The organism is Vibrio sp. TBV020 (assembly GCF_046056895.1).
Classification (GTDB): Bacteria; Pseudomonadota; Gammaproteobacteria; order Enterobacterales; family Vibrionaceae; genus Vibrio.
Window position 1 is genome coordinate 1184422 of the sequence record NZ_JBEEAQ010000001.1, and the last position, 22951, is coordinate 1207372.

General features: G+C 42.6%; 21 protein-coding genes and 1 pseudogene. 15 read left to right on the top strand and 7 right to left on the bottom strand.

Annotated features, from left to right (window positions below; all coding sequences use genetic code 11):
• Positions 1–103: 103 nt before the first annotated feature.
• The 3 genes from AAFX28_RS05060 to AAFX28_RS05070 all read right to left on the bottom strand — a co-directional run bounded on the left by AAFX28_RS05060 (position 104) and on the right by AAFX28_RS05070 (position 2155).
• Positions 104–373: a DksA/TraR family C4-type zinc finger protein gene (locus AAFX28_RS05060; RefSeq protein WP_134835472.1), complete on the bottom strand. Its 270-nt coding sequence runs from the start codon at positions 371–373 to the stop codon at positions 104–106.
• A 142-nt stretch (positions 374–515) separates the two neighbouring features.
• Entirely contained in the window at positions 516–1616 is a 1101-nt protein-coding gene (locus tag AAFX28_RS05065; protein WP_408686235.1) for a permease, read from the bottom strand.
• A gap of 215 nt (positions 1617–1831) precedes the next feature.
• A complete protein-coding gene (locus AAFX28_RS05070; protein ID WP_408686237.1) occupies positions 1832–2155 on the bottom strand; it encodes a hypothetical protein in 324 nt (107 codons plus the stop codon).
• 152 nt (positions 2156–2307) lie between these two features.
• Here AAFX28_RS05070 and AAFX28_RS05075 point away from each other — a divergent pair, with 152 nt between their 5' ends.
• From AAFX28_RS05075 to AAFX28_RS05100, 6 genes are all read left to right on the top strand, one after another.
• Positions 2308–2625: a helix-turn-helix transcriptional regulator gene (locus tag AAFX28_RS05075; RefSeq protein ID WP_408686239.1), complete on the top strand. Its 318-nt coding sequence runs from the start codon at positions 2308–2310 to the stop codon at positions 2623–2625.
• A 93-nt stretch (positions 2626–2718) separates the two neighbouring features.
• Positions 2719–3012, top strand: a complete 294-nt coding sequence (locus AAFX28_RS05080; RefSeq protein WP_408686241.1) for an ArsR/SmtB family transcription factor — start codon at positions 2719–2721, stop codon at positions 3010–3012.
• Positions 2999–3571, top strand: coding sequence for an RNA polymerase sigma factor SigZ (gene sigZ / locus AAFX28_RS05085; RefSeq protein ID WP_408686242.1), 573 nt, complete (start codon positions 2999–3001; stop codon positions 3569–3571). The genes AAFX28_RS05080 and sigZ overlap by 14 nt, the downstream gene beginning before the upstream one ends.
• 108 nt (positions 3572–3679) lie before the next feature.
• A complete protein-coding gene (locus AAFX28_RS05090) occupies positions 3680–4369 on the top strand; it encodes a glutathione S-transferase family protein (RefSeq protein WP_408686244.1) in 690 nt (229 codons plus the stop codon).
• A 124-nt stretch (positions 4370–4493) separates the two neighbouring features.
• Positions 4494–4880, top strand: coding sequence for an MAPEG family protein (locus AAFX28_RS05095; RefSeq protein ID WP_408686246.1), 387 nt, complete (start codon positions 4494–4496; stop codon positions 4878–4880).
• Positions 4881–5402, top strand: a complete 522-nt coding sequence (locus AAFX28_RS05100; protein WP_408686248.1) for a DNA mismatch repair protein — start codon at positions 4881–4883, stop codon at positions 5400–5402.
• A 44-nt stretch (positions 5403–5446) separates the two neighbouring features.
• On the opposite strand, the gene AAFX28_RS05105 is transcribed toward AAFX28_RS05100, so the two are convergent.
• On the bottom strand, positions 5447–6469 hold the full coding sequence (locus tag AAFX28_RS05105; protein ID WP_408686249.1) for an acyltransferase: 1023 nt from the start codon (positions 6467–6469) through the stop codon (positions 5447–5449).
• 232 nt (positions 6470–6701) lie between these two features.
• Here AAFX28_RS05105 and AAFX28_RS05110 point away from each other — a divergent pair, with 232 nt between their 5' ends.
• Together AAFX28_RS05110 and AAFX28_RS05115 are read left to right on the top strand one after the other, a co-directional pair.
• Positions 6702–7289 (top strand): TetR/AcrR family transcriptional regulator, encoded by a 588-nt coding sequence (locus tag AAFX28_RS05110; RefSeq protein ID WP_408686251.1) that lies wholly within the window; start codon positions 6702–6704, stop codon positions 7287–7289.
• A 108-nt stretch (positions 7290–7397) separates the two neighbouring features.
• On the top strand, positions 7398–8246 hold the full coding sequence (locus tag AAFX28_RS05115) for an alpha/beta hydrolase (RefSeq protein ID WP_408686252.1): 849 nt from the start codon (positions 7398–7400) through the stop codon (positions 8244–8246).
• A 52-nt stretch (positions 8247–8298) separates the two neighbouring features.
• Here AAFX28_RS05115 and AAFX28_RS05120 read toward each other — a convergent pair.
• Positions 8299–9293: pseudogene (locus AAFX28_RS05120) on the bottom strand (AraC family transcriptional regulator ligand-binding domain-containing protein).
• A 5-nt stretch (positions 9294–9298) separates the two neighbouring features.
• On the bottom strand, positions 9299–10075 hold the full coding sequence (locus AAFX28_RS05125) for an SDR family NAD(P)-dependent oxidoreductase (protein ID WP_408686254.1): 777 nt from the start codon (positions 10073–10075) through the stop codon (positions 9299–9301).
• Positions 10076–10397: 322 nt separating this feature from the next.
• On the opposite strand from AAFX28_RS05125, the gene AAFX28_RS05130 reads away from it, so the two are divergent.
• From AAFX28_RS05130 to AAFX28_RS05160, 7 genes are all read left to right on the top strand, one after another.
• Positions 10398–11786: an SLC13 family permease gene (locus AAFX28_RS05130; RefSeq protein WP_408686256.1), complete on the top strand. Its 1389-nt coding sequence runs from the start codon at positions 10398–10400 to the stop codon at positions 11784–11786.
• A gap of 573 nt (positions 11787–12359) precedes the next feature.
• Entirely contained in the window at positions 12360–12803 is a 444-nt protein-coding gene (locus AAFX28_RS05135) for a PTS sugar transporter subunit IIA (RefSeq protein ID WP_408686258.1), read from the top strand.
• 59 nt (positions 12804–12862) lie between these two features.
• Complete coding sequence (locus AAFX28_RS05140; RefSeq protein ID WP_408686260.1) at positions 12863–14269, top strand: PTS mannitol transporter subunit IICB; 1407 nt, start codon at positions 12863–12865, stop codon at positions 14267–14269.
• 49 nt (positions 14270–14318) lie between these two features.
• A complete protein-coding gene (locus AAFX28_RS05145) occupies positions 14319–15590 on the top strand; it encodes a zinc-binding dehydrogenase (protein WP_408686262.1) in 1272 nt (423 codons plus the stop codon).
• Between the two features lie 57 nt (positions 15591–15647).
• On the top strand, positions 15648–16166 hold the full coding sequence (locus tag AAFX28_RS05150) for an MltR family transcriptional regulator (RefSeq protein WP_408686819.1): 519 nt from the start codon (positions 15648–15650) through the stop codon (positions 16164–16166).
• Between the two features lie 11 nt (positions 16167–16177).
• Positions 16178–16912, top strand: a complete 735-nt coding sequence (locus AAFX28_RS05155) for a nucleoside/nucleotide kinase family protein (protein ID WP_408686264.1) — start codon at positions 16178–16180, stop codon at positions 16910–16912.
• Between the two features lie 18 nt (positions 16913–16930).
• Positions 16931–17677 (top strand): phosphatase, encoded by a 747-nt coding sequence (locus tag AAFX28_RS05160; protein ID WP_408686266.1) that lies wholly within the window; start codon positions 16931–16933, stop codon positions 17675–17677.
• 179 nt (positions 17678–17856) lie between these two features.
• On the opposite strand, the gene AAFX28_RS05165 is transcribed toward AAFX28_RS05160, so the two are convergent.
• Positions 17857–22851 carry a hypothetical protein gene (locus tag AAFX28_RS05165; protein ID WP_408686267.1) on the bottom strand — a complete coding sequence of 1665 codons (4995 nt, stop codon included), beginning with the start codon at positions 22849–22851 and terminating at the stop codon, positions 17857–17859.
• Positions 22852–22951 lie beyond the last annotated feature (100 nt).

Below are 22951 nucleotides of genomic sequence, written 5' to 3' on the forward strand. Positions count from 1 at the left end.
TTGAAATGAGAAATTTTTGTGGTGAATGTAATGGCGTTGATGGGATGGTTACAATGAGTGTGCATGTTCATATCAGGCGAAGTCGACGACTACGCCTTTGTTGTCATCGTAATTGACTATCTTTACTGGCTCTACGGTTGTAGGAACTAAATGCTTTCTCGCGTGCATCTTGCTTCTCTTGGCACTCGATACAGTACTCAACACCAGGAAGGATCTTTCTTCGTGCTGCCGGGATCAGTTCGCCGCATTCTAAGCAGTATTCGCTGTCGTTATGTTCGTGGTGTAGGTGCGCACGAGCGCGATTAATTGCATCAATAACAGTGGCATCGATTTGGTCTTGAACGCCACCATCTTTTGTAAATCCATTCGCCATAATGGTCTCCAAAGGTAATGAATGACTAGGAGCTCATTATCGTTTAATTCACCTCAATTGATAATAATTGGAATCGTTAATCACTGTTACCCAGATGTAATAAAAGCCCTAAGATAAGGGCTTTTATTGACGTAGTTAAAGATTAACCAAAGATGAAGCTGTATAAGAAACCAGCGCCGATTGCCATACTCAGGATGACGGTAAGAAACGCAGCGATCATTTGGTTTTTGAAGATTGATTTTAGCAAAATCACTTCTGTTAGACTTGCGCCTGCACTACCAATAATTAACGCCATTACCGACCCTAAAGCCATTCCTTTCTGTACCAAAGCTGCACTTAACGGAATCACTGCTTCTGCGCGAATGTATAGTGGGATACCAATCACCGCAGCCACAGGGATTGCGTACCACTTACCTGCACCAGCATATTCTGCAATCAGTTCTGTTGGGATAAAGCCATAGATGAATGAGCCAATCGCAATACCTAGCATCAAGTATGGGAACACTTGTTTAAAGTCTTTCCAAGTTGAGTGCCAGATCTTCACCCAACGGTTTGGTTCTTTTGTCTCCACAACTGTTGCGGTCGCTGTGCCATCTGTACCACAGCAGCTTACTTCTACTTTAGGTTCTTCTTTTGTTCCACAGCAGGCGTCAGTTTTTGCCATAACTGGAGCAGACTCACCACAGCTTGAAGAAGTACCACAAGCACTCTCTTTCTTCGGTGCAGGTTTGCTATCACCGCAACTTGTACCACAGCTAGATTCAGATGCAGCTTGGTAAGCTTCTGGCTTCACGTAACGCTCAAAACCCAACTTCTCAAGTACGTAGCCAGCCACAACAGATACTGTCATCGCAATTAGGAAGTAGAACAGAGCTACCTTCCACCCAAAGGTGACAACAAATAAACCGATGATGACTGGGTTTAGTAGTGGGCTACCAAACAGGAACACCATCATAGGGCCGAAACCTGCACGAGCTCTTAAAAGACCTTTCAAGAAAGGAATTGTGGAGCAAGAACAAAACGGTGTGATTGCACCAAGTAGAGCTGCGACCACGTAACCTTTACCGTTGCGTGAACTTAAGATCGACTGGATCTTTTCTGGTGTTAAAAACTCCTGTAGTACGCCAACGATGTAACTGATTGCTAAAAAGAGAATGATCAATTCGGTTGCAAGGAAGGCAAACATGTCGAGTGCTTCACCTGCCATTGACATCAACTCATTGCTTGGAAAAACGGTATTCATAAGGTAACTCCAAATTCTTCAATTAATGAACTTGAATCTTCAAATTCATTTCGACTTTTCTCGAATTATAGAAGTAAAAATGATGAGATCAATAAATATTTCGATAAATATCGAAATAAATTCATAAGGTATTGATTAATAGTGATTTAAAGTTTGAGTTTGATTTGGAGCTGCGACATGTTTGCAGCTCTCGGAGGGGAAATGCTTGGGGGAGGTTAGAATCGAGTTCGGTTTTGAGCTAGCCAGCTATCAATCAACCGTATGTGGAAATCGATACACACGACGCCACAAAACGCTATCTCACGCTCGGGCTCTGACATATGACTCAGTATGCTTTCGATCTCGCTGAGGGCGATCATTCCTTCGTGTAGTTTTAACTCTTTATACGTCATCAACCTCTGTTGAACTTGCGTTAGTGACAGCTTGGCCTCTTCAGAGAGAGGCTCCGTCAGCTGCCATTTTAGGTCGCAGTGGACGGTAGTGATCTTTTGCAAATTGCGTGTATGAACTTTGCAATTTGCGTTGAGTGGGTAGCGCATGATTGTCCCTAAATAAGCGAAAAACTGTGTAAGTCTCTTTTTTTACTCAATTTTATGGACCTACCTATTTCGGGTAAATGTGGTGGGGAAAATATGGTCCAGTTATTGCGTTAAATAGGACAAATAAGTCCAATTTTCGCAGGGGGAAAGCTATGGACCCAATTATTCGTGTGATAATGGAACGCAGGAAACAAGCTGGGTTATCCCAAGATCAAGTAGCAAAGTTGGCGGGGATGAGCACGAAAACTTATCAAAGAATAGAGCGTGGTGAATCGGACCTTAAGCTTTCCCAATATCGTTCTATCTTACGTACACTTGGGATGACTCACCTTGATGTAGCGATGGATGAATTGTCGGTTAGAAAAATTGAATCGGATGATCTGGTTTCAGCTGTTCGCTTGCTAGATAAAGAGTCGAAGTTGCTGTTGATTCGGTTTATCTTGCAGATATCTAAGTCATTCAAAAACTAAAAGGGCTATCCTCTACTCCACATAACAATGATATTTGCAAAAAATAGATATTTCGATTATTTTGGAAATATATTGTTTATTTCGGAGTTTCCCATGGAACTTGAAGTTGTTGCAAAAGCACTAAAAGAGCTCGGGCATCCTACTCGGCTATCCATCTATAAAGCTGTTGTTAAAGCGGGCTATCAGGGTGTTGCTGTCGGTACTATTCAAGAACAACTCGGCATCCCCGGTTCTACACTATCACATCATATCTCAAGCCTCGCCTCAGCTGGACTATTAAGTCAACGACGCGAAGGCCGCACACTTTATTGTGTTGCAGAGTATCAGTGCCTAGAAGGCGTGATTGGCTTCTTACAAGACGAGTGTTGTGCCGATGAACATTGCTAATTCAACCCTGACCTTGGAAACTGTTTGGGGCCAATATCAACAAGCACTAAAAGCGTTTCTTCATTCAAAAGTGAGTAATCCTGATGATGTGGATGACCTACAACAAGAGATCTTAATCAAAACTCATCAAAGCCTGAGTACTGTGAAAGATGCTGATAGCGTGAAGTCTTGGCTATTTCAATTGGCAAACCGCACCATTATTGATTTCTATCGCAAGAGAGCGAGGTATCAAAGAGATGGTGAGCTCCAAGCTGAAGATTTATGGTTCGAACAAGAAGATGCATCCTTAGAACAAGAAATGGCGGAATGTATCAAGCCATTTGTTGACGCTTTGCCTGAAGAACAGTCTAAGTTACTTGATTCGGTTGATTTACAGGGCGTTAGTCAAAAACAACTCGCTGACAAAGTCGGCATTAGTTACTCAACATTGAAATCACGCGTGCAAAAAGGGCGAGTTGAGCTTCGTAAATTGTTTGAAGGTTGCTGTACTTTAGAGTTGGACAAACACGGCAATGTTATGGAATGTGAAGTTAAATCAGATGGTTGTGGAAGCTGCTGAAATTAATTTGAAAAAACTTCACTTAATTTTCGTCTTTTGATTTGGCGGCTCGTCTTAGGGGTGTAAGTGATGCAAACGAGCATCCCCTTTAATGAGAAGAGTCGTAACATGATTAAGATTATCAGCTTTAAAATTTGTCCATTCGTTCAACGTGTCACTGCTGCATTAGAAGCGAAAAAAATTCCATACGAAATCGAATACATTAGCTTAAGTAACAAACCTCAATGGTTCTTGGATATTTCTCCAAATGGGCAAGTACCACTACTTGTAACCGAAAACGGTACCGCGCTTTTTGAATCTGATGCGATCATTGAATACATTGAAGATGAATTTGGGCCGCTAGAGCAGGGCGTAACAAATGAGCAGCGTGCTCTAGACCGTGCTTGGAGTTATTTAGGCTCAAAGCACTACCTTGCTCAGTGTGGCACCATGCGTAGCAATGACAAAGGGGCTTTAACAGAAAAAGTGGCTAACCTTGCTAAAGCGTTTGCCAAAGTTGAGAAGCAAATTGCAGGTCCTTTCTTTAAAGGTCAGCAATTAAGTAATGTCGACATGGCATGGCTACCACTTCTTCATCGTGCGCACATCATTAAATCGCACACCTGCTTTGATATGTTGGATGGTTTTCCAAAAGTGCAAGAGTGGCAAAAACAAATCATGGAGACAGGATTAGTTGAGAAGACTGTGTCTGAAGATTTTGAAGCTGCGTTCACGGGCTTCTACTTGTCGGAACAAACTTTCTTAGGTAAAGGTGAAGATTGTAAGCCAAACAACGGCTGCGGCACTAACTGCTGCTAATATTCCATAAGTGTGATTGAGCCTCGCTATTTTGCGAGGCTTTTTTATTTTTGCTGCTTGGTATCGATGAAAGATTATCTACACTGATAAGGTCTTAGTTATCTGATAGATATGGAGAAAAATAATGGTAACAGCGCTCTATGCGGCAATTTTGGCAGCCTTAATGATTTGGTTATCGATACAGGTGATAAAGCAACGCAGAAAAGCTCAGGTGAAATACGCGGATGGTGGTGTTGATGCTTTAACTATCGCGAGAAGTGCCCACAGTAATGCGGTCGATTATGTTCCAATTACACTCATCTTGATGGCTTTGCTGGAGTATAACGGAGCAGCCCCTTGGATGATTCACCTATGTGGTCTTGCCTTTGTTGTTGGGCGTATTCTTCATGCCAAAGGAATTCTGGCAGACAGACTGAAAGGTCGTGTGTCAGGCATGAAACTAACGTTTTTGGTTATGGCAGTGTTAATCGTTCTCAATGTTACCTATTTACCGTTTGATAAATTGTGGTAGATGACAATGAAAGCGCCTCCAGCATGGGTACTTGTACTCACAGGTTTGATCCTCAATGTTATGGCACTGCTTATGTCGAGCGTGGTGCTTGATAAGCTGAGTGCTGAGAACGCTGGACTTTCAGAGCAAAAAAATGAGAACGTCTATTCGATTCAATTAGCTTGGAACAGCGTTGAAATGTTAGAACGAAAGCGGGAAATGTTGTTGCTACATATTGGACAAGGACAAACGCTTTCGCCGCAAGTCGAACAGGTAATACGAGCACAATTGGGTCATTGGGTTGGTGAAGAGATCCCACCAATAAAGTTAGATTCATTAGTCGATTTAATGAGCCTTATCAATCAGACACAACAGACATATCGTGACCAAATTGATGAGTTGTATTTGGAAAACTTGAGTATTACCGAATTGATGTCGGCCTTAAATGAGCAAGTAGCCTGGTACAAAAATATAGGTTTATTTCTTCAAGTGTTTGGATTGGCGTTGATTCTGGCAAGAGACTTGGCGAGGAAGCCTAGTTAAAGAAAAAGCGATGGAACCAACCATCGCTTTAACGTTTGTGTATTTTATCTGAATAACCAGCGATACAGCGGTGTCTTTTCTAATACTTTGATGAGCAGGAAAGTGACAACAATAGCACCAAACAATGTTGTCATATCTTTCGTAAAGCCGGTGAATTGAAGTATTCCTGAAACGTTCATCATTACGATGATCATAGGTAAATGAGCGACATACAAAGGAAGTACGTATTTAGATTGCTTTGTTAACCAACGACCTTCTCCTAGCGTCGGATTGGCGAGAAGCCACATGAAGCAACCTGTCCCCCATAGCACTGTACCAAATAAGAAATCATTGGCATTGAATGGTTGTTCGTGCTGGTTCAAAAGGTAGGCCTCTGTAAAGTGCATAGCGAATCCTAACAAAGTCAAAGTGAATGCCTGACGTGTTGTTGTTCGAATGCCTTTCTGGCGAATGGTAAAGCCAATCGCAAACAATAAGGTGCTAAAGAAAGGACCATTGCGGGTAAAAATTGGTGCCCAGAACTCAGTTAGACCTTGGTAACTACCTGCTAAAACGCCATAGATGTACATTGCAAAGGCAAGCGGAACCAGTAGGGTGAGCTTATTCCACTTGGCAAGCAAAGCCGTGATAACCGCTGCGGATATTAGTGCGGGAATAAACCACAGGTGAACGAGTCCCCCTTCAAATAGCGTGTTTAGTGGTGTTTGAGCGAGAAAACCCCAATAGCCTTGGCGCTCTGCCAAGTAGCCCACTTCAGCCACTTTTCCGAGATTGAACGGCATCGCCAAACAGATGATGCTCCAAACAATGAACACCCTAAGTAGAGGCGAAACGTAGCGCTTTAACGTACCTATCGGATCTGTGATCAATTTAGGCTGAATAAGGTAGCCGGAAATCAAGAAGAACAGGGGGACGGCAAATCGAGTGATTTGGTTGAATATGTATCCAAACCATGGCGTGCCATCAACTTGCCAATAGGTTAGAAACATCTGGCAGTGCATAGCCGCGATAGCCAAAATAGCAATGACTCGACCGAGCTCGATGCTCTGAATTTTTTTATTTTCCATAACGATAAACAAAACAAACAAAGTAGCGCACATATACCAGTTTTCTGGCTATTGATAGTCATGCAAAATCAAGTTGTGGTCGAATTGAGGCACTCTTTCTCTGACTTTGAGATGCACTTCAAAACTCGAGTGTTTAGTTTTTAAGCAGTAGGAAGAGAAAGAAAGTGTATTGATTGGTTGAAAAAAAGTACGAGTGTGCTAAAAATAATAAGATTACTGATGAGAGAGTTGTATGAGTAAAGGCAAAGTCACCCGAGATAACATCTTGAACAAAGCTTTTGAATTAGCCAGCATCAATGGATTAGAGAGTCTGACCATAGGTGAGTTGGCCAAGCAGTGTGAGATGTCAAAGAGTGGCCTTTTCGCCCATTTTAATTCGAAAGACAACTTACAGATCTCAGTATTAGAACATGCAAACCAGATCTTTACCGAGCGAGTGATTGCGCCTGCGCGCGTGAGTACGTCGATATCGATTGAAGAAAAACTGACGCTACTCCTCGATAACTGGTTGGGTTGGAATCACTCATTCCAAGGGAGTTGTATGTTCCTTGATGCTTGGAAAGAGACAGGGTCAGAGACACCGCCGACACAAGTGGTACTTAAGAAAACGATAGAGACTTGGATTGGCTATTTGACTATTCAGGTCGCAAAAGGGGTTGAGAACGGTGAGTTTCGTGCTGACCTTGACCCTAAACAGGCGATTTTTGAATTGTACGGTCTTTATCTGAGTGCGCATTTGTTTTACTCCATTCATGGAGAGCAAGCGAGCTACGAGCACTTTTGGCAAGGTGTGAAACGCCAAATAGCGAGCTGGAAATAATAGAATTTAACTAAGCCAAGCAATGCGTTTGGCTTATTATTTATATAAAAATAGCACGGTCGTTCGTTTTTGTAATATGAACAGGCTGAGCCTTAAAAGGAAAGAACCATGAGTGAGAAGATTTACTTTAATACCTCGCAAAAATTCAGTGTGAAAAAGAGCCTTATTAACCTAACAACGCGTCTACATCATACTATTGCTCCAAAACATGCGGAAAATACCGCGCGCAAGCTACTGCTGACTCCCGCTCGAACTAAACCTAAGAATGCAGAGCCAACCGGGTTGGTGAAAGGGGAAGTCTCTTCAAAAGAAGGGACTCTTCAGACTTATACTTTGGGTAGTGGCCCTGTTTGGGTGTTGGCACACGGCTGGTCTGGCAGTGCAAGTCAGTTCTATCCGCTAATGGAACATATTGCGAGCCGAGGGTTTACGGCACTTGCATACGATCATCCTGGTCATGGGCAAAGTGGTGGTGTTTATGGACATATTCCTGCGTTTGTACAAGGCCTAGAAGCTATTCTAGATAGTGTGGATGACGTCGCAGGTTTAGTCGCTCATAGCATGGGATCTGCTTCATCGATCGAATGTCATCACCAAAAGCTAAATGGTAAGCCTTTCTTATTGATTGCGCCTGTGTTGGATTATCTTGATAATTTGTTTGGCAGTGTGGCGCGTTCGGGCTATTCGATGAAGCTATTTAACGCAGTGGTTTCTGAAATTGAAGAGCAGTATCGTTACCCAATCCAATCGGTGGATCCATATAATAAGCTCAAGCTACGTACATCTGCCACGATTATTGTTCATGATGAAGGTGATAAGTTCGCTAAGTTTAGTGTCTCAGAAAAGGCATCGAATGAAATGGAAAATGTTACTTTGGTAGCGACTCAAGGGCAGGGCCATGGGCGAGTCATGAAATGTTCAGAAGTGATGGATAGCTTTGATGCATTAGTGAAGTAGTTCATTTCTTAAGAAAAATGGGGCTCAATTAGCCCCATTTTTTGATCTTAATTTAATGGCACTGTTCTCGGAAGTGGCCCGGGGATATACCTTTCCAGTTACTGTAAGCGCGAATGAAGGAGTTAGATTCTTGAAAGCCAAGCAGAAAGGATATTTCAGCTAAAGACATTTGCGATTTTTTAAATAGTGATCGGCAAGTTCCGCGCGCACAGTTTGCAGCAAATCTTGATAACTCTCATTTTCTGAGCTGAGTTTTCGCTGAAGCGTGCGTTTACTCATCGCGAGCTTATCCGCCACATCTTCAATTGAGCTATGCCCGCTAGGGAGTGCTTCCAAAAGAACAGCACGTACACGTAGGGCGGTAGAGGCATCATTATCTAAGTCTTCGAGCTTTTGATTTAACTTGTTTTCAAAAAACTCCCACATAGCGACGTTTGAAGTGAGAAAAGGGCGCTCTGCATCTTCTGCAGAGAAGCGAATAGAGACTTCATTACCTTGTTTCAATGTACAACCAAAATAGTCTTCATATTGAGCGATTTCTGTCGGTAGAGTTTGTAGCGTGATCGATAACGGCTCAATGTGGTGTCTTGTGGCTAACCGAGCAAGCTGAGTAAAAAATACGGTCTCAATTAGCCCAATCGTTTTAGGCAGCTCACCTCGGTGCCCGTAACAGCGAACGGTGATCTGAGTGAAATGTGACTGCTTATCCACTTGTGACATCATTGGCCCAATCAGCGGCTTATACTGACTGATACGTTTGAGGGCCGTGTCTAGGTTTGGACTGCATATCGCTGCAAACAAGGGCGCATCAAATGCTTCAACCGATAAATGCTGAGCCATGAGTAAAGGGACTTCTTTGCCGCCTGATGCTTTTTCTAATCCTTCACAAAGCTGAAAGTACTCATGAGGTGCGAGCGAAGCGTTACTACGATTAAATAAATCACTAGGAAGCTGTGCGTAAGCGAGCACATCTCTAAAATTTATATTCATATCCGTGAGCAGCACTTTCCAAACCGGAGAGACCGCAAATCGATTCGCTCGCTTCATGATAATCAGCTCTTTTCCATAAACTTACGTGACATTTTTAACACCATCTTACGTGGTAAGAAAGGTATTACCCAATTGAGTTGAAATTTCAGGCCTGCCTCATTAAATGCGACGAGATCACCATTCTCCATAGCTTTGTAACCACACTCAGCAACAGAGCGAGGAGAGTTAGCGTTTTTCCAAGCATCAACACCGTCTAGATCACCCGACTCAACAAAGCCAGTCGCAACAGGACCAGGACAAAGTGCAGTGACAGTGACATTATACTCGGCAACCTCTTCTGCGATTGCCTGAGTCAGAGAGGTAACATACGCTTTGGTTGCGTAATAAACTGCCTGTAAAGGGCCTGGTATAAACGAAGCAGTAGACGAGACGTTTAGTATTTTTCCGTTGCGACGTTCTACCATTCCTTTTAGGAAATGGTGAGTGAGATTGGTCAGTGTCACCATATTGAGTTGCATCATTGCTTGGTCATCGTGCAAATCTCTTTCATGAAACTTACCATGGCCACCGAATCCAGCGTTGTTGATCAGCGTGTCAATTTTAAGGCCTAATTCAGATACTTTTTGGGCGACACGGTCGGCTGATAGTGGATCAGATAGATCTTCAGCAATTACGAAGACACGACTCTTAAACTGAGCTTCTAGCTCTGATTTAAGTGCATTCAATTTATCTTCAGATCGTGCGACTAAAACTAGGTCGCCGCCTTTACTTGCATGTATTTTGGCTAGTTCCAATCCAATACCACCAGATGCGCCTGTAATGAGTGCTGTGTTCGCCATAGTTACTTCCTCAATTTATCTATTGTGCTGATGGGGAAATAATAGGCAATCTAATCGCGCCAATCACTGGCAAAAGATGACACATTGCTAGCCGATGGTGCCAAGTTATATTTATCTTCATGGAGTAACTGATAACTATTGTAGAATAGACTGCGAGATACTGAGCTATTAAATGTATGTAAAATAGTTAAATTTATCATGTATTTAACATTGTTAACCTTAAAATTGATGTGGTTAACAATTTCGCAATGGAAAATATTTCTAAAACGGTTTGTGTGGGATCATTTGATATGCCATCAGGCCCTCATAAGGAAATATAATAATGAATAGAAATGATAGTGTCCCTTTACCCAGCAATACCCGAGAATGGTTCTTCAATCGCAACAGTCTAATAGTCTTAGCTGATGTAGCCCTGTTTGCAGCCCTGTATTTTACTCTTCCGTTTGATCCTCAAGTTGTATTAGGGATCAGTATGCTCACATTTGTTGCCATCTTATGGTTAACAGAAGCGCTTCACGTCACAGTTACTGCTATTTTAGTGCCGATCATGGCGGTGTTATTTGGTGTGTTTGATACCCAAACGGCCCTCAATAACTTTGCTAACTCGATAATATTCCTATTCTTAGGTGGCTTTGCGCTGGCTGCGGCTATGCATCGCCAGGGATTAGACAAAGTGATTGCCGATAAAGTACTGATCATAGCGAAAGGTAAAATGAGCGTTGCGGTATTCATGCTGTTTGGTGTCACCGCAGCCCTATCAATGTGGATCAGTAACACAGCAACAGCTGCGATGATGTTACCGCTTGTTTTAGGCGTACTTAGTAAAGTGAATTCGGAAAGTGGCCATAAGACTTATGTGTTTGTCTTACTGGGCATTGCTTACAGTGCAAGTATTGGTGGAATCGCGACGATTGTTGGCAGCCCGCCAAACGCTATTGCTGCTGCTGAAGTTGGTTTGACTTTTACAGAGTGGATGAGCTTTGGTTTACCGACTGCGATAATCCTATTGCCTGTAGCGATTGCGGTTTTGTTCGCAGTATTAAAACCTGATCTAAGTGGAGACTTCGAACTTAACCATAATCCGATTGAATGGGACAAAGGTAAGGTTGTTACATTAAGTATTTTTGCAGCAACAGTATGTCTTTGGATCTTTAGTAAACCAATCAACGCAATGTTAGGCGGATACGCTAAATTTGATACCGTAGTTGCGCTAGGTGCCATTGTTGCAGTGAACTTTGCGAGAGTAGTGCACTGGAAAGATATTGAGAAGACTGCTGATTGGGGCGTGTTATTGCTATTCGGTGGTGGTATCTGTTTGAGTAATGTTTTAAAAGCAACGGGTACGAGCGTATTCCTCGCGAATGGTTTGAGTGAAATGATTGCTCATCTAGGCATTTTCTTCATCATTGCTGTCATCGCGATCTTTGTTGTCTTCTTGACGGAGTTTGCGAGTAATACAGCAAGTGCAGCACTACTTATTCCTGTCTTCGCAACTGTGGCTGAGGCATTTGGCATGTCGCCGGTCATTCTTTCTGTGTTGATTGCGGTTGCTGCTTCATGTGCGTTTATGTTGCCAGTTGCGACGCCACCAAACGCAATTGTCTTCGGCTCAGGTCATATCAAACAAAGCGAAATGATGCGTGTTGGGATCATCTTAAACCTAGCTTGTATCGGTGTGCTGACCTTCATTGCACTAACGTTCTGGGCGTAACACCTTACTTTTAATTACACCAAAGCCCTACTATCAATTAGTAGGGCTTTTCTATTGGTGCGATCAAAGTGGATAAGCGCGCTCCGCTACTCAATGAATTCTCTTGAATATCTACCTCAAAGGGGGAGTTTTTCTATTTATGGAGGGTGGAAGAAGGTGTCAGCATGAACAAATCTGAAATTTGGTACTTTAAGTACGAAATTAGTTATTTTGGAATTCAATTGAGAGATTTATCACAATCAATCCGTGCTAACTTAGCCGAATTTGAAAAATTATGTGAGACGATAATCACAGATAATTCTTAGTCAAGATGGTTAATTGGATCTATGTCTAATTTTTCTATATTTAAAAATAAATCAATAATGTGACTTTTGATTTGTTTTGGCTATTGAAAAGTAATACAGATAAAATCTGTAATTAAATTTCATTGAGAAAATGATTGGTTGATCTGTTAATAGTGATTGACTCGTTATTTTTGTTGAGCTGGTTCACAAATTAACCTTACTTCTCAGCCCGTCCCTTTCCATTAATAATAAACCCAACAACAACGAACACGAACCACTGGGGTTTATTATGCTTTACGACCTTATTGACCACGACCTAATTGATGTCATTAACCACTCTGACTATCAATGGGAAGATGCTGTTAAAGAGACAACGCGCTACCTTCAGGATAAAGGTTACGTAACCGCAGATTACGCAGACGCAATCATCCAATCAACTCACGATAATGGACCTTATTACGTGCTTTGTCCAGGGATTGCAATGCCACATGCACGACCGGAAGCTGGTGTACTAAAAACTGGCCTTGGCATCCATGTCTTCAAATCACCCGTCGACTTTGGTTCAGATATGGGACCAGCAAATGTATTACTGACACTAGCCGCAAAAGACTCAGATACACATATCGAAGTGATTCAAGCGCTTAGCGAAATGCTGGTTGATGAAGAAAACATAGCAAAATTATCAGCGTCCGCATCAAAGCAAGAAGTCTTAGAGATTATTAAGAATTACTAAGTCTCAATTCTACAATTTATGAGCTACAAAATAATAACCTTTGTTAGAAGGAACATAACGTGAGTACAAATGTAAGAGCAAAAGTGCAAGCCTTTGGCGGTCATTTGACTGCAATGGTATTGCCAAATATCGGCGCCTTTATCGCTTGGGGCTTTATTACCGCTTTATTTATTCCAACAGGCTGGATGCCAAACGCGTATTTTGGTGAGCTTGTTGGTCCTATGATTACCTATTTATTACCACTATTAATTGGTTATACAGGTGGTCAAATTGTTGGTGACAAACGTGGTGCAGTAGCAGGTGCTATCGGTACTATGGGTGTAATCGCTGGCGCTGAAATCCCAATGTTTGTGGGTGCAATGATCATGGGTCCACTGAGTGGTTGGGTGATTGTGCAAATCGACAAACGTCTACAAGACAAAATTCCATCAGGTTTTGAGATGGTGGTGAACAACTTCTCGCTAGGCATTTTCGGCATGATCATGTGTCTATTTGCTTACGCGATTGTTGGCCCTGCGGTAACTGCCGCTAATCTTTTTGTTAAATCAGGTATCGAAGCGCTAGTTGCAACAGGATTTCTTCCTCTATTGGCTATTATCAACGAGCCAGCAAAAGTTTTATTCCTGAACAACGCAATCGACCAAGGTATTTACTACCCACTTGGCCTGCAGGCAGCGGCTGAAACGGGTAAATCAATCTTCTTTATGGTGGCGTCTAACCCAGGTCCTGGTTTAGGTATGCTGTTGGCTTATGCGAAATTTGGTCAAGGTCTAAGTAAGAAATCAGCGCCAAGTGCCATCATTATCCACTTCTTTGGTGGTATCCATGAGCTGTACTTCCCATACGTACTAATGAAGCCAATCATGATTGTCGCAATGATCGCTGGTGCTGCAACGGGTATTGCCACCTTCAATCTGTTAGATGGCGGTTTGGTAGCAGGTCCAAGTCCTGGCTCAATCTTCTCTTACCTGGCTCTAACGCCTAAAGGCAGTTTCTTAGCGACTATCGCAGGTGTAACAACGGCCACTATCGTTTCATTCCTAGTCGCTAGCGCAATCTTGAAAGTGAGTAAGAAAGAAGAGTCAGAAGATGAGTTCGAGCAATCAATCACTGATATGAAAGATATGAAAGCTGAGGGCGCGGTAGCAAAAGCGCCAGCGCAGGCAGCGACTCAAGCAACATCAAAAGAGATTAAGTTTGTAGCATTCGCTTGTGATGCAGGCATGGGCTCAAGTGCGATGGGGGCATCAACCTTCAAACGTAAACTCGAAAAAGCGGGCTACAACGTCGAAGTGAAGAACTTTGCTATCGAGAAGGTACCGAGTGATGCTGATGTGGTCGTTACCCACGAAAGCTTAGAAAGTCGAGCGGTGAAAGCAACAGGTTTGCCAGTCATTACAATCAAGAACTTCTTACATGACCCTGCATTAGACAACCTAATGGATACCATCGGTCAGCAAGCATAAATTTAAAATTCTGGGGTCAGTTAATGGCCCCATCTTTGGAGAGAAAATCATGGTTCAAACAACTGCAGCGGTTATTTGTGGCGAGAAAGATGTTCAATTGAGAACGTTTGAACTTCCTCAGATTTCAGATGATGAGCTATTAGTTAAAAACGTATCAAACAGCATTTGCCTATCTACTTATAAAGCAGCCTTGCTTGGTAGTAAACACAAACGTGTTCCTGAAAACATTGATGAAGTGCCAGTGATGACTGGTCATGAATACGCGGGTGTGATTGTTGAGGTAGGCGCAAATCTACGCGATAAGTTTTCACCGGGTGAACCTTTTGTCCTTCAACCTGCAATGGGACTGCCTACAGGGTACTCTGCGGGTTACAGCTACGAAACATTTGGTGGTAATGCCACTTATTCAATTATTCCTAAAGTGGCGATTGATCTAGACTGCGTTCTTCCATACAAGAGTTCTTACTATGCGAACGCTTCACTTGCTGAGCCAATGTCATGCATCATCGGTGCATTCCATGCGAGTTACCATACTACGCCATATGTTTACGAACATGAGATGGGTATCAAAGAGGGTGGTTCTTTAGCACTATTAGCATGTGCAGGCCCTATGGGTATTGGTGCAATCGACTACGCAATTAATGGTCCAGTGAAACCTAGTCGCATTGTCGTCACTGACATTGATAAAGCGCGATTGGAGCGAGCAGAAAGCTTAATTCCAGTATCGAAAGCCGCTGAAAATGGCATTGAACTTCATTACGTAAACACGGCAACAGTAGATAACCCTGTAGAGTATTTGAAAGAGCTTAATGGTGGGCAGGGCTATGACGATGTCATGGTTTATGCAGCGGTTGCACAAGTTCTAGAACAAGCGGATGACTTGCTCGGGAATGATGGCTGTCTGAACTTCTTTGCTGGCCCAACAGATAAGCAGTTTAAAGTACCGTTTAACTTCTACAACGTACACTATGAAGCAACTCACATTGTTGGCACGTCTGGTGGCTCAACAGGTGACATGGTCGAATCGCTAGAGCTTTCTGAAGCTGGTAAGATTAACCCTTCATTCATGCTAACGCACGTTGGTGGATTAGAAGCCGCGCCTCATACCATATTGAATCAATTGGATATTCCAGGTGGTAAGAAGCTTATCTATCCACATATCGATCTGCCACTGACGGCAATTGATGAGTTCCATAAGCTGGCTGACCAGAACCCATTCTTTGGGGAGTTAGACCGAATTCTTCGTGAGAATAACTACGTGTGGAATGAAGTTGCAGAGAAAGCATTACTTGAGTTTTACGGTGTTAGCCTAACGGCTTAATGAACGGTTGTTATTGTGGTAGTCGAAGGGCTACCACAATCTATGAGGGAATCACTTATTTCAGTACAAGAAGAGTTATTGGATGCACTAGAGGATTGCGAAACCGCAACCACTTTTATGAGGGCGTCCCATCAACTAATTTCAGCCCATTTAAAAACGTTGTTGCCACGAGTGTTTGTTCAAGACCCTTTGGTAATTGAATATGCAGTGACGCCTCTTCTAAAGGAGGATGGTCCGCTGGTGGGGATTGATGTTGTGTCTAAGTTGATGTTCGCAATGGGTAAAATATCTCTTGAAACCTATGCTGATCTTAACTTGTTCGACCAAATGTATGGCTATGTTTGTCAACACAGCGAAGATATCGCGTTCAGTGATGACATGGTCTACGACTTCATTAGCAATCAATCGACATTAAAAAAGTCTGACGGCAGTTTCTATTTGGACTCCATCAACCAACTCAAATTCTCCTCTTTCGATGCGTTTTCTCAAGTACGTTATAACTCTTTGATCAAAACGGTCCTGAAGTTGTCTTGTGAAGGGCTACTTGAAACGGTTGAAAGTGAAATAACCAGTTAAAGGCTATTAGCATGAAAGTGTCATTAAATGTCAGTGGCTTCGAAACAGAAGCGACGTTCCCCGATAAAGATATCGAACAGATCCATAAACCGCTTGTTGAAAAGTTCTCTCGACTATTTAACGAAAAACAGCAACGTACCGTGATCTTTCTTGCTGCTCCTCCTGGCAGTGGTAAATCAACATTGGCTGCGTTTTGGGAACACTTATCGCATACCGAACAGAATGTACAACCACTGCAAGTGTTGCCTTTCGACGGCTTTCATTACCCAAATGAGATTCTAGATAGTAATGAAATCGAGCGTGATGGCGAAAGAGTAAAGCTGCGTTCAATTAAAGGGGCGCACGAAACGTTCAACCTGACCTCTCTGATCGATAAGTTAAAGCAATTGAAAGTGACGGACCCAAAGTGGCCATATTATGATCGTAACTTACATGATCCTGTCGATGATGCTATCGCTGTTGAAAAAGAGATTGTAGTGATTGAAGGAAATTGGCTACTGCTTGATGAGCCTGTTTGGAATGGGCTGCATGAGCTCGCGGACTTTACGATTTTCATCAATACTGATCCAAAATATCTTGAACAGCGATTAGTTAACCGTAAGATCCGTGGTGGTACGTCAGCAGAAGAAGCAAAAGCATTCTACGAGAAATCAGACTCGAAGAACGTCGATAAAGTTCTAAATCACTCAATCGCTGCTGATTTAACGCTTTACATGAATCAAGATGGTTCGTTTGAAATCAACTAACTGAATTTAGGAGGCACGATGGAAATCGTTGTCGATAGCCATACTCACACGATTGCCAGTGGGCACGCTTACAGCACTATTATAGAAAATGCGCAGGCCTCCAAAGATAAGGGGTTAAAGCTTCTTTGTACAACGGATCATGCTCCTGAAATGCCAGGCGCCCCCCATTACTGGTTTTTCAATAATCAAAGAATCTTACCCCGCTTTCTCCACGATGTCGGAATCCTTAGAGGTTGTGAAGCGAACACCTTAAATGTGGAGGGAGAGTTAGACTTACCGCCATCATCTTACCAGCATCTTGATTGGCTTATTGCCAGTTTCCATGAGCCAGTGTTTCCGCCTTCGACTGAAGAGGTCCATACTCAAGCTCTAATCAACGTAATAAAGAATGGTAAAGCGGATGTACTAGGTCACTTAGGTAACCCTAACTTTCCTTTCGATATTCGAGCAGTGTTGGAATGCGCAAAAGAGCACAATGTTGCTATTGAAGTAAACAACACATCTTTGACAGGAAAAAGCCGCAAAGGTAGCGACGTGAGATGCTCGGAAATCGTGGAAATTGGTAAACAGGTTGGAGTTTATTTTTCGACTGGCTCTGATGCTCATTTTTGCGAAGAAATTGCTAAATTAGACCTAGCAAAAGCATTGTTAGAAAAACATGGTGTAGATGAAGAGAAAATCATCACAACCTCTACATCACGTTTCCTAAACTTCTTACTACTGCGCGGAAAAGCTCGTATTGAAGAGTTCTCAGAGCTGTACTAGCAGTTAAAAGTCCAGATACATGATAAGCCCTATCTGCTGTTGCACGTAGGGCTTTTTAGTATGGCTATTTTCGTCAATCTACAATTAATTTTTCAAAGTGGCTTCTTACAAAAAAGTCCTTCGGTAGTTACCGAAGGACTTAAGCTTATGATCATCAGTTACAGCTTGGCTTTACAATGCTATGGAGCTGTAATGACCTCACTACAGGTTGCTTCTGATTTTCCAAGGATATAGTTCAAACAATCGCTGGTGTAATCACTTTCTTGAGTAGTCACCATTTGAGTCGTAAATTGGTTGTTTCCACTATCGTAATGATAGAAAGCCAACGCGGTAACCCAATAACCTAAATGCGGTGTGACTGAAATTACATTGTCTACTACGAAATCTCCTTGAGAGTCATAGAAACGATTGTTTCCATCTTCATCAAAAAATAGCACTGCGTCGCTTGTTGGTAGGCGGTTCCAGTAGTTTTGAGCTTGCCAAACCGGTGAACCTACCCAGTTACGATTGATAGTAGAAAATACATTAAAATCGTAAAAACCAGCGTTATTTTTATCTGCATAGAATGACAGGTAGTAGTCAAGTGAATCTACGTCTTTTTTCAAACTGCCAAAAACATAATCAGGGTTTAGATGAAGGCCATAAATATTAGCTTTCCAGTAGTCATTATTGTGGTTGTTTAGTTCGTCATACACTGATTGATCTGGCTCTCGTATCCAAATTCCGTCTTTACCAGTCGCCGGGTCAGGAAGTTTGATTGGTGACTGATTGAGGAAGTAAGTCACATGCATTCTAAGCCATTCAGTATCTTCCTTCGCATATGGCCAATACAAACCGTTCTCGAATTTGAGGACTGACAATGTACTTAGGCCAGTAAAGTTATCATCTAGTCGAAGTGAGGCTAAGAACTTCTTGCCCACAAAATCCTCAAAGTTTGTTAGAGGCTGCGCACTGTCTCCTTCAGGGTCAAGATCTACAAGTGTGTCAAACAAGGCAAGAGATCCATCTTTAAAGCGGTAGCTCCACTGCATACTTCCGCTTTCGACAATGTCGCGGTACTGGCGGTTGGTTTGGTAAGTTGCATTCCAATGATCCAATAGCTTTTCAGCGATTATCTGCGCTTTAGGCTTTTCGGTGTTAGTGCTAGGTGCATTACTATCGTAGCCGTCAGTTCTTGCGTTGACGGTGATAGCCGTCGCTATGTCATTGCCGTTCTCATGAGTAAAGGCCTGAGTGTTTGAGCGAGTAATGACATACTCTTTATCGTCTTTGCGTATTGTAATTGTGTAGTATGCTTTTACTCGCCAACTATTTGGTGGATTGTTATCGATGTTGACAGCAATGCTGTTTAAATCATCTGTTGGCTCTAGAAGCTCAGCAAAGACGTCTGTAGGAGTAGCATACTCATTGCCTTTGTCGCCTTGGACCACATCAGGGTTAATACCGTCATTATCGCTATAATGTGTACTGTTGATACTCAAGTAATCAACTCCGACGAGTATTCCCCCGTCGGCTAACACGTAGACAAGTGGAGTGATGCCTTGTGCGAAATCATTACTGATTCCTTTTACTTTAAACGTGCTGTCTCCTTTCCCATACACTTTCACTACTGGTAGGTAATAACCAAATAGATCATCCGTCGATGTCACTTGCTTCGAGAAGTTTTCTTCAGCTAATCGGCTTTGGCCATTGATTGTACTTGTATCACCTGTTGTGCTGTATGGTAATACACGGAAACCATCGTCTGCAGTGCCATTGTTGTCATAATCACAAGGTATGTGTGCTTTGGTATCAGGGCCAGACGTATCGACGTCTGAAGACGATGACTTACATTCTCCCCAAAGTGTGTTCTCTTTCCAACCCGCGGATTGGTTTTGGTCAACAAAGCGCTGAACTACAGTTGGTAAGACCGTCGGCGCTTCTACGCCTAATACATAGCGGTCGCTACACAGTGAAAAGTCTGTCACACCCGCGTTATCCTTATCCAGAACACACAAGTTTTTGTAAGGTGTAGAGAAACCATCAAGGTTGATCGCCGGTTTATACGGCTGGTTTACTGTGTTTGTTTCATTTTCATCCAATACATTCCCATCTTCATCTGGAAGGATGTAGGCAAAGTTTTTATCGGCTAAATTTCGGAATTCATCCATAGGAGATGCAGTCAGATAGGCTGTTGGTTGGTCCATGCTATCTTCGGATGTGACTGTAACCGTTGGATAAGTTGTCCCGCGGGATGGATAGCCATTGGTATGGTATACGTAGTTTAGGCTCTGTCCTTTAAGGTAAATGTTGTTACCATCGTTAGCGACTAAGTGCAAAGTCGAACCTGATTCCTCAGTAAGAATCTGTGTGAACTTAGCTCCAGAGAGCAGGTAGTCATAGGTTTTGCCCGATACTTTATATTGGTCAATATTTATCGCATTTCGAGTTTTATCAAACCCATAGACTTTGCCTGTAACATAGATTTTATCACCAGTACGTATCCAAGAAACGCCACCGTTAATTGAACCATAATCGAAGCTATCTTTGCTTGCTTGGATGCCAGGGAAGAAGTCAGTATGATAACCTTGAAGATAGAAGGTCCCTTCGTTATTGAGAGCGAAAATCTTGTTACCATATTCACCTTCGACGGTTACTCCTAAATTTTTCCCTTCGAGTGATTCAGGTTGGTTAAATAGATCTAACCATGTAACGCTACCGTCATTTAAGGCATTCAATCGGCTACATTGGTTTGATATGTCGTTATCAATTGGCACGCATAATATTTTCTTTGCACTCCCTGTCGGCTGCAATAATAAAACAGCGTTTGCATAGTCGAGGTTAAAGCGATGTTGTCGTGCTGCATACCCCATACTTACGGAATTTTTTAGGTATACATTACCGTCATCATCAGTGCCATAGGCATTATTTCCTAGTCCAGCATCATTGATGTTACTTGTTGGGTCTACGAAGTCGCCATTTTTGATTATGTAGGTACGACCATCATCTAAACTAAGCAACATGTTTCGTGGAAACTGGAAGCCATTCTCTTCTGATGCCATGTTTGCCATGAATTGCCATTGTTTAGGTCGGCTATCAAACACCAACTCTTTTTTAGTCTCGTCATCTTTATTACCGACCATGACCAATGTTTTATGTTGGCCAGCCACCGACAATACGGTGATAAAGCCATTGGTGCTGCTCATCGGATAGTTCTGCATAAACTGTTTAAGAGAGTCGTCTTGCTTGTTTTTCAGCATGGTAAGCATGGCATCATAGTCCATAACGTCACGCATGATGTAAGTGACAACTCGTTTATTGATGTCCCAACCGTCGAAATCAATACCATAGTTTCGTTCAAAAACGGTAGCTAGTGCATTGACCGTTGCATCTGTAGCATTACCATTCACAGGTACGTTCTGCGGAGCGACATCTCCTTTATCGATACCATCGGGTACGATGGTTGTGGACGGTGGAGCAATGATCAGATCACCACGACCATTTGGTGTGACGGCTGCTACCTGCTCTGATGTTTGCGTACCTTGGTCATCAGTTTTTTGTACTGAACTTTGGTCTACTGCTCCGGCAACGACTTCTCCATCTACCTGTAATACACCATTTGACTGATAGTCAGAGGTTGCTATGACATCGTTGCCCTGTACGTCTTTACCTGTCGATAAAGTCTGCTCTTGAAGTACTTCTCCAGATGCGTCTTTTTGAGTAACGGTTACTGATTCAACCTCGCCAGTGAGTGTGCCAGCTATAGATGATTCACTCCCATTTGTCGACGCGCTATGCTGAGCCGTAATCTCGCTGCCATCTGGTTGTACACTGGTCACAGTGGTCTCTTTCGTTACCGTACCATCGGGTAAAGTGACTTGGGTTTCTTCAACGCGACCTGTTAAGTTATCAAGTAATGTTAGGTCAGCATCATCACTTTTAGCATTCAGTTCTAGGCTGGCTGACTCTTTCACCGTCTCAACTACTGTAGCCGTTTGTGTTCCGCTTGCCCCATCATCAAATTCAATGGTGGTCGTGACTGAATTAGAGACGATATTTCCGTTTTCATCTTTAGTTACTGACTCAAACTGAGTTAACGTCGTTGAGTCAGCATCAGGGTCTACCGTCACAGCGTCTGGCAATGCGTTTACTGCTTTCGATTTTTCTTCATCAGTGACTTGTACATTTTTTACTTCAGAAACTTGTTGAGTATCAGGATCGTGAACGGTCACTCCTATGACAACACCGGACTCATCTTTCATTAATTCGACCGAACCGTTAGTGCCACCGATGGTATCCAAGTTGTTGCTAATAAAGTCACTAATATCGTTCGCTTCTGCAGGAAGGGTTTCAAATGTTAGTGCAACTTGAATCTCGACCTCATCGCCGCTGCCATTAGGTTGGCCGAAGGCGTCAGGGGTGGGGTCATAGGTCACTGCTAAAGTGTTATTGCTTGGTGTCGCAGACGCGTTCGTGTCAACGTAGGCGCTAACCAATACGTTACCTGAATTTCCTGAGTTCGTTGATATAGTGGCCTTTATGTCACTGTATCCACTCTGAGTATTATCGGCTGATACGACGAAGTGATCTAAGTTGGCATTAGAAAATAGGTTATCAAACGCATCGTAAGCCGCGATTTCGGTCACTTTAGTTGGTGAAGCAAAATCTGCAATTACTGGATTAATATTACCGACTACGCTTAGGCGGGTGACAGCAATAGCCGGTGAACCGTCTTGATTTAGGTTACTCACTAGATAGCTATCAGAGAGTATCAGTTCATTATCTATATAAGCCGTTAGGGTAAATTCTCCGGTGGCCGTCGCGTAGATATGTGCTGAAAACTCTCCGTTTTCATCAGTTTGTACAGTAAGAGTCGGCTTTTGACTGTGATTGCCTGAACTTTGGATGACTGCTTGAGTCTCTCCAAAGGTGGCGTGTCCAGTAATAGCTAAATTGACCTTTTGGTGACTGATAGGGGTACCGTCAAGTTCTCTTAAGGTATAGGTGACAAGTTGACCAGTAGTCGAGGGCAGAAATTGGTTATCTGATTTTGAACTGATCAGCATATTGCTGCTTGTAAAGTTGTTCTCACTATCGGAAACGGAATTACCGTTGCTGTCAAGGTTACAACCGGCTAATAAGAAACTTAATGTGCTGATAGCAATAGAATTCTTTAAAAAAGGAATTGCTCTCATCGTATTTCTCCTAGTACATAGAGTAAACGAATGTTGGAGTTATTAAATAATGTTTGGAACCAAGTTTTTATTTAAACTGAAGACTAACCAATTAGTGTTA

What these genes read in the sequence shown, in the direction of transcription:
- AAFX28_RS05060 (WP_134835472.1), bottom strand. Translation starts at nt 373, where the DNA reads ATGGCGAATGGATTTACAAAAGATGGTGGCGTTCAAGACCAAATCGAT.
- AAFX28_RS05065 (WP_408686235.1), bottom strand. Translation starts at nt 1,616, where the DNA reads ATGAATACCGTTTTTCCAAGCAATGAGTTGATGTCAATGGCAGGTGAA.
- AAFX28_RS05070 (WP_408686237.1), bottom strand. Translation starts at nt 2,155, where the DNA reads ATGCGCTACCCACTCAACGCAAATTGCAAAGTTCATACACGCAATTTG.
- AAFX28_RS05075 (WP_408686239.1), top strand. Translation starts at nt 2,308, where the DNA reads ATGGACCCAATTATTCGTGTGATAATGGAACGCAGGAAACAAGCTGGG.
- AAFX28_RS05080 (WP_408686241.1), top strand. Translation starts at nt 2,719, where the DNA reads ATGGAACTTGAAGTTGTTGCAAAAGCACTAAAAGAGCTCGGGCATCCT.
- sigZ (WP_408686242.1), top strand. Translation starts at nt 2,999, where the DNA reads ATGAACATTGCTAATTCAACCCTGACCTTGGAAACTGTTTGGGGCCAA.
- AAFX28_RS05090 (WP_408686244.1), top strand. Translation starts at nt 3,680, where the DNA reads ATGATTAAGATTATCAGCTTTAAAATTTGTCCATTCGTTCAACGTGTC.
- AAFX28_RS05095 (WP_408686246.1), top strand. Translation starts at nt 4,494, where the DNA reads ATGGTAACAGCGCTCTATGCGGCAATTTTGGCAGCCTTAATGATTTGG.
- AAFX28_RS05100 (WP_408686248.1), top strand. Translation starts at nt 4,881, where the DNA reads ATGACAATGAAAGCGCCTCCAGCATGGGTACTTGTACTCACAGGTTTG.
- AAFX28_RS05105 (WP_408686249.1), bottom strand. Translation starts at nt 6,469, where the DNA reads ATGGAAAATAAAAAAATTCAGAGCATCGAGCTCGGTCGAGTCATTGCT.
- AAFX28_RS05110 (WP_408686251.1), top strand. Translation starts at nt 6,702, where the DNA reads ATGAGTAAAGGCAAAGTCACCCGAGATAACATCTTGAACAAAGCTTTT.
- AAFX28_RS05115 (WP_408686252.1), top strand. Translation starts at nt 7,398, where the DNA reads ATGAGTGAGAAGATTTACTTTAATACCTCGCAAAAATTCAGTGTGAAA.
- AAFX28_RS05125 (WP_408686254.1), bottom strand. Translation starts at nt 10,075, where the DNA reads ATGGCGAACACAGCACTCATTACAGGCGCATCTGGTGGTATTGGATTG.
- AAFX28_RS05130 (WP_408686256.1), top strand. Translation starts at nt 10,398, where the DNA reads ATGAATAGAAATGATAGTGTCCCTTTACCCAGCAATACCCGAGAATGG.
- AAFX28_RS05135 (WP_408686258.1), top strand. Translation starts at nt 12,360, where the DNA reads ATGCTTTACGACCTTATTGACCACGACCTAATTGATGTCATTAACCAC.
- AAFX28_RS05145 (WP_408686262.1), top strand. Translation starts at nt 14,319, where the DNA reads ATGGTTCAAACAACTGCAGCGGTTATTTGTGGCGAGAAAGATGTTCAA.
- AAFX28_RS05155 (WP_408686264.1), top strand. Translation starts at nt 16,178, where the DNA reads ATGAAAGTGTCATTAAATGTCAGTGGCTTCGAAACAGAAGCGACGTTC.
- AAFX28_RS05160 (WP_408686266.1), top strand. Translation starts at nt 16,931, where the DNA reads ATGGAAATCGTTGTCGATAGCCATACTCACACGATTGCCAGTGGGCAC.
- AAFX28_RS05165 (WP_408686267.1), bottom strand. Translation starts at nt 22,851, where the DNA reads ATGAGAGCAATTCCTTTTTTAAAGAATTCTATTGCTATCAGCACATTA.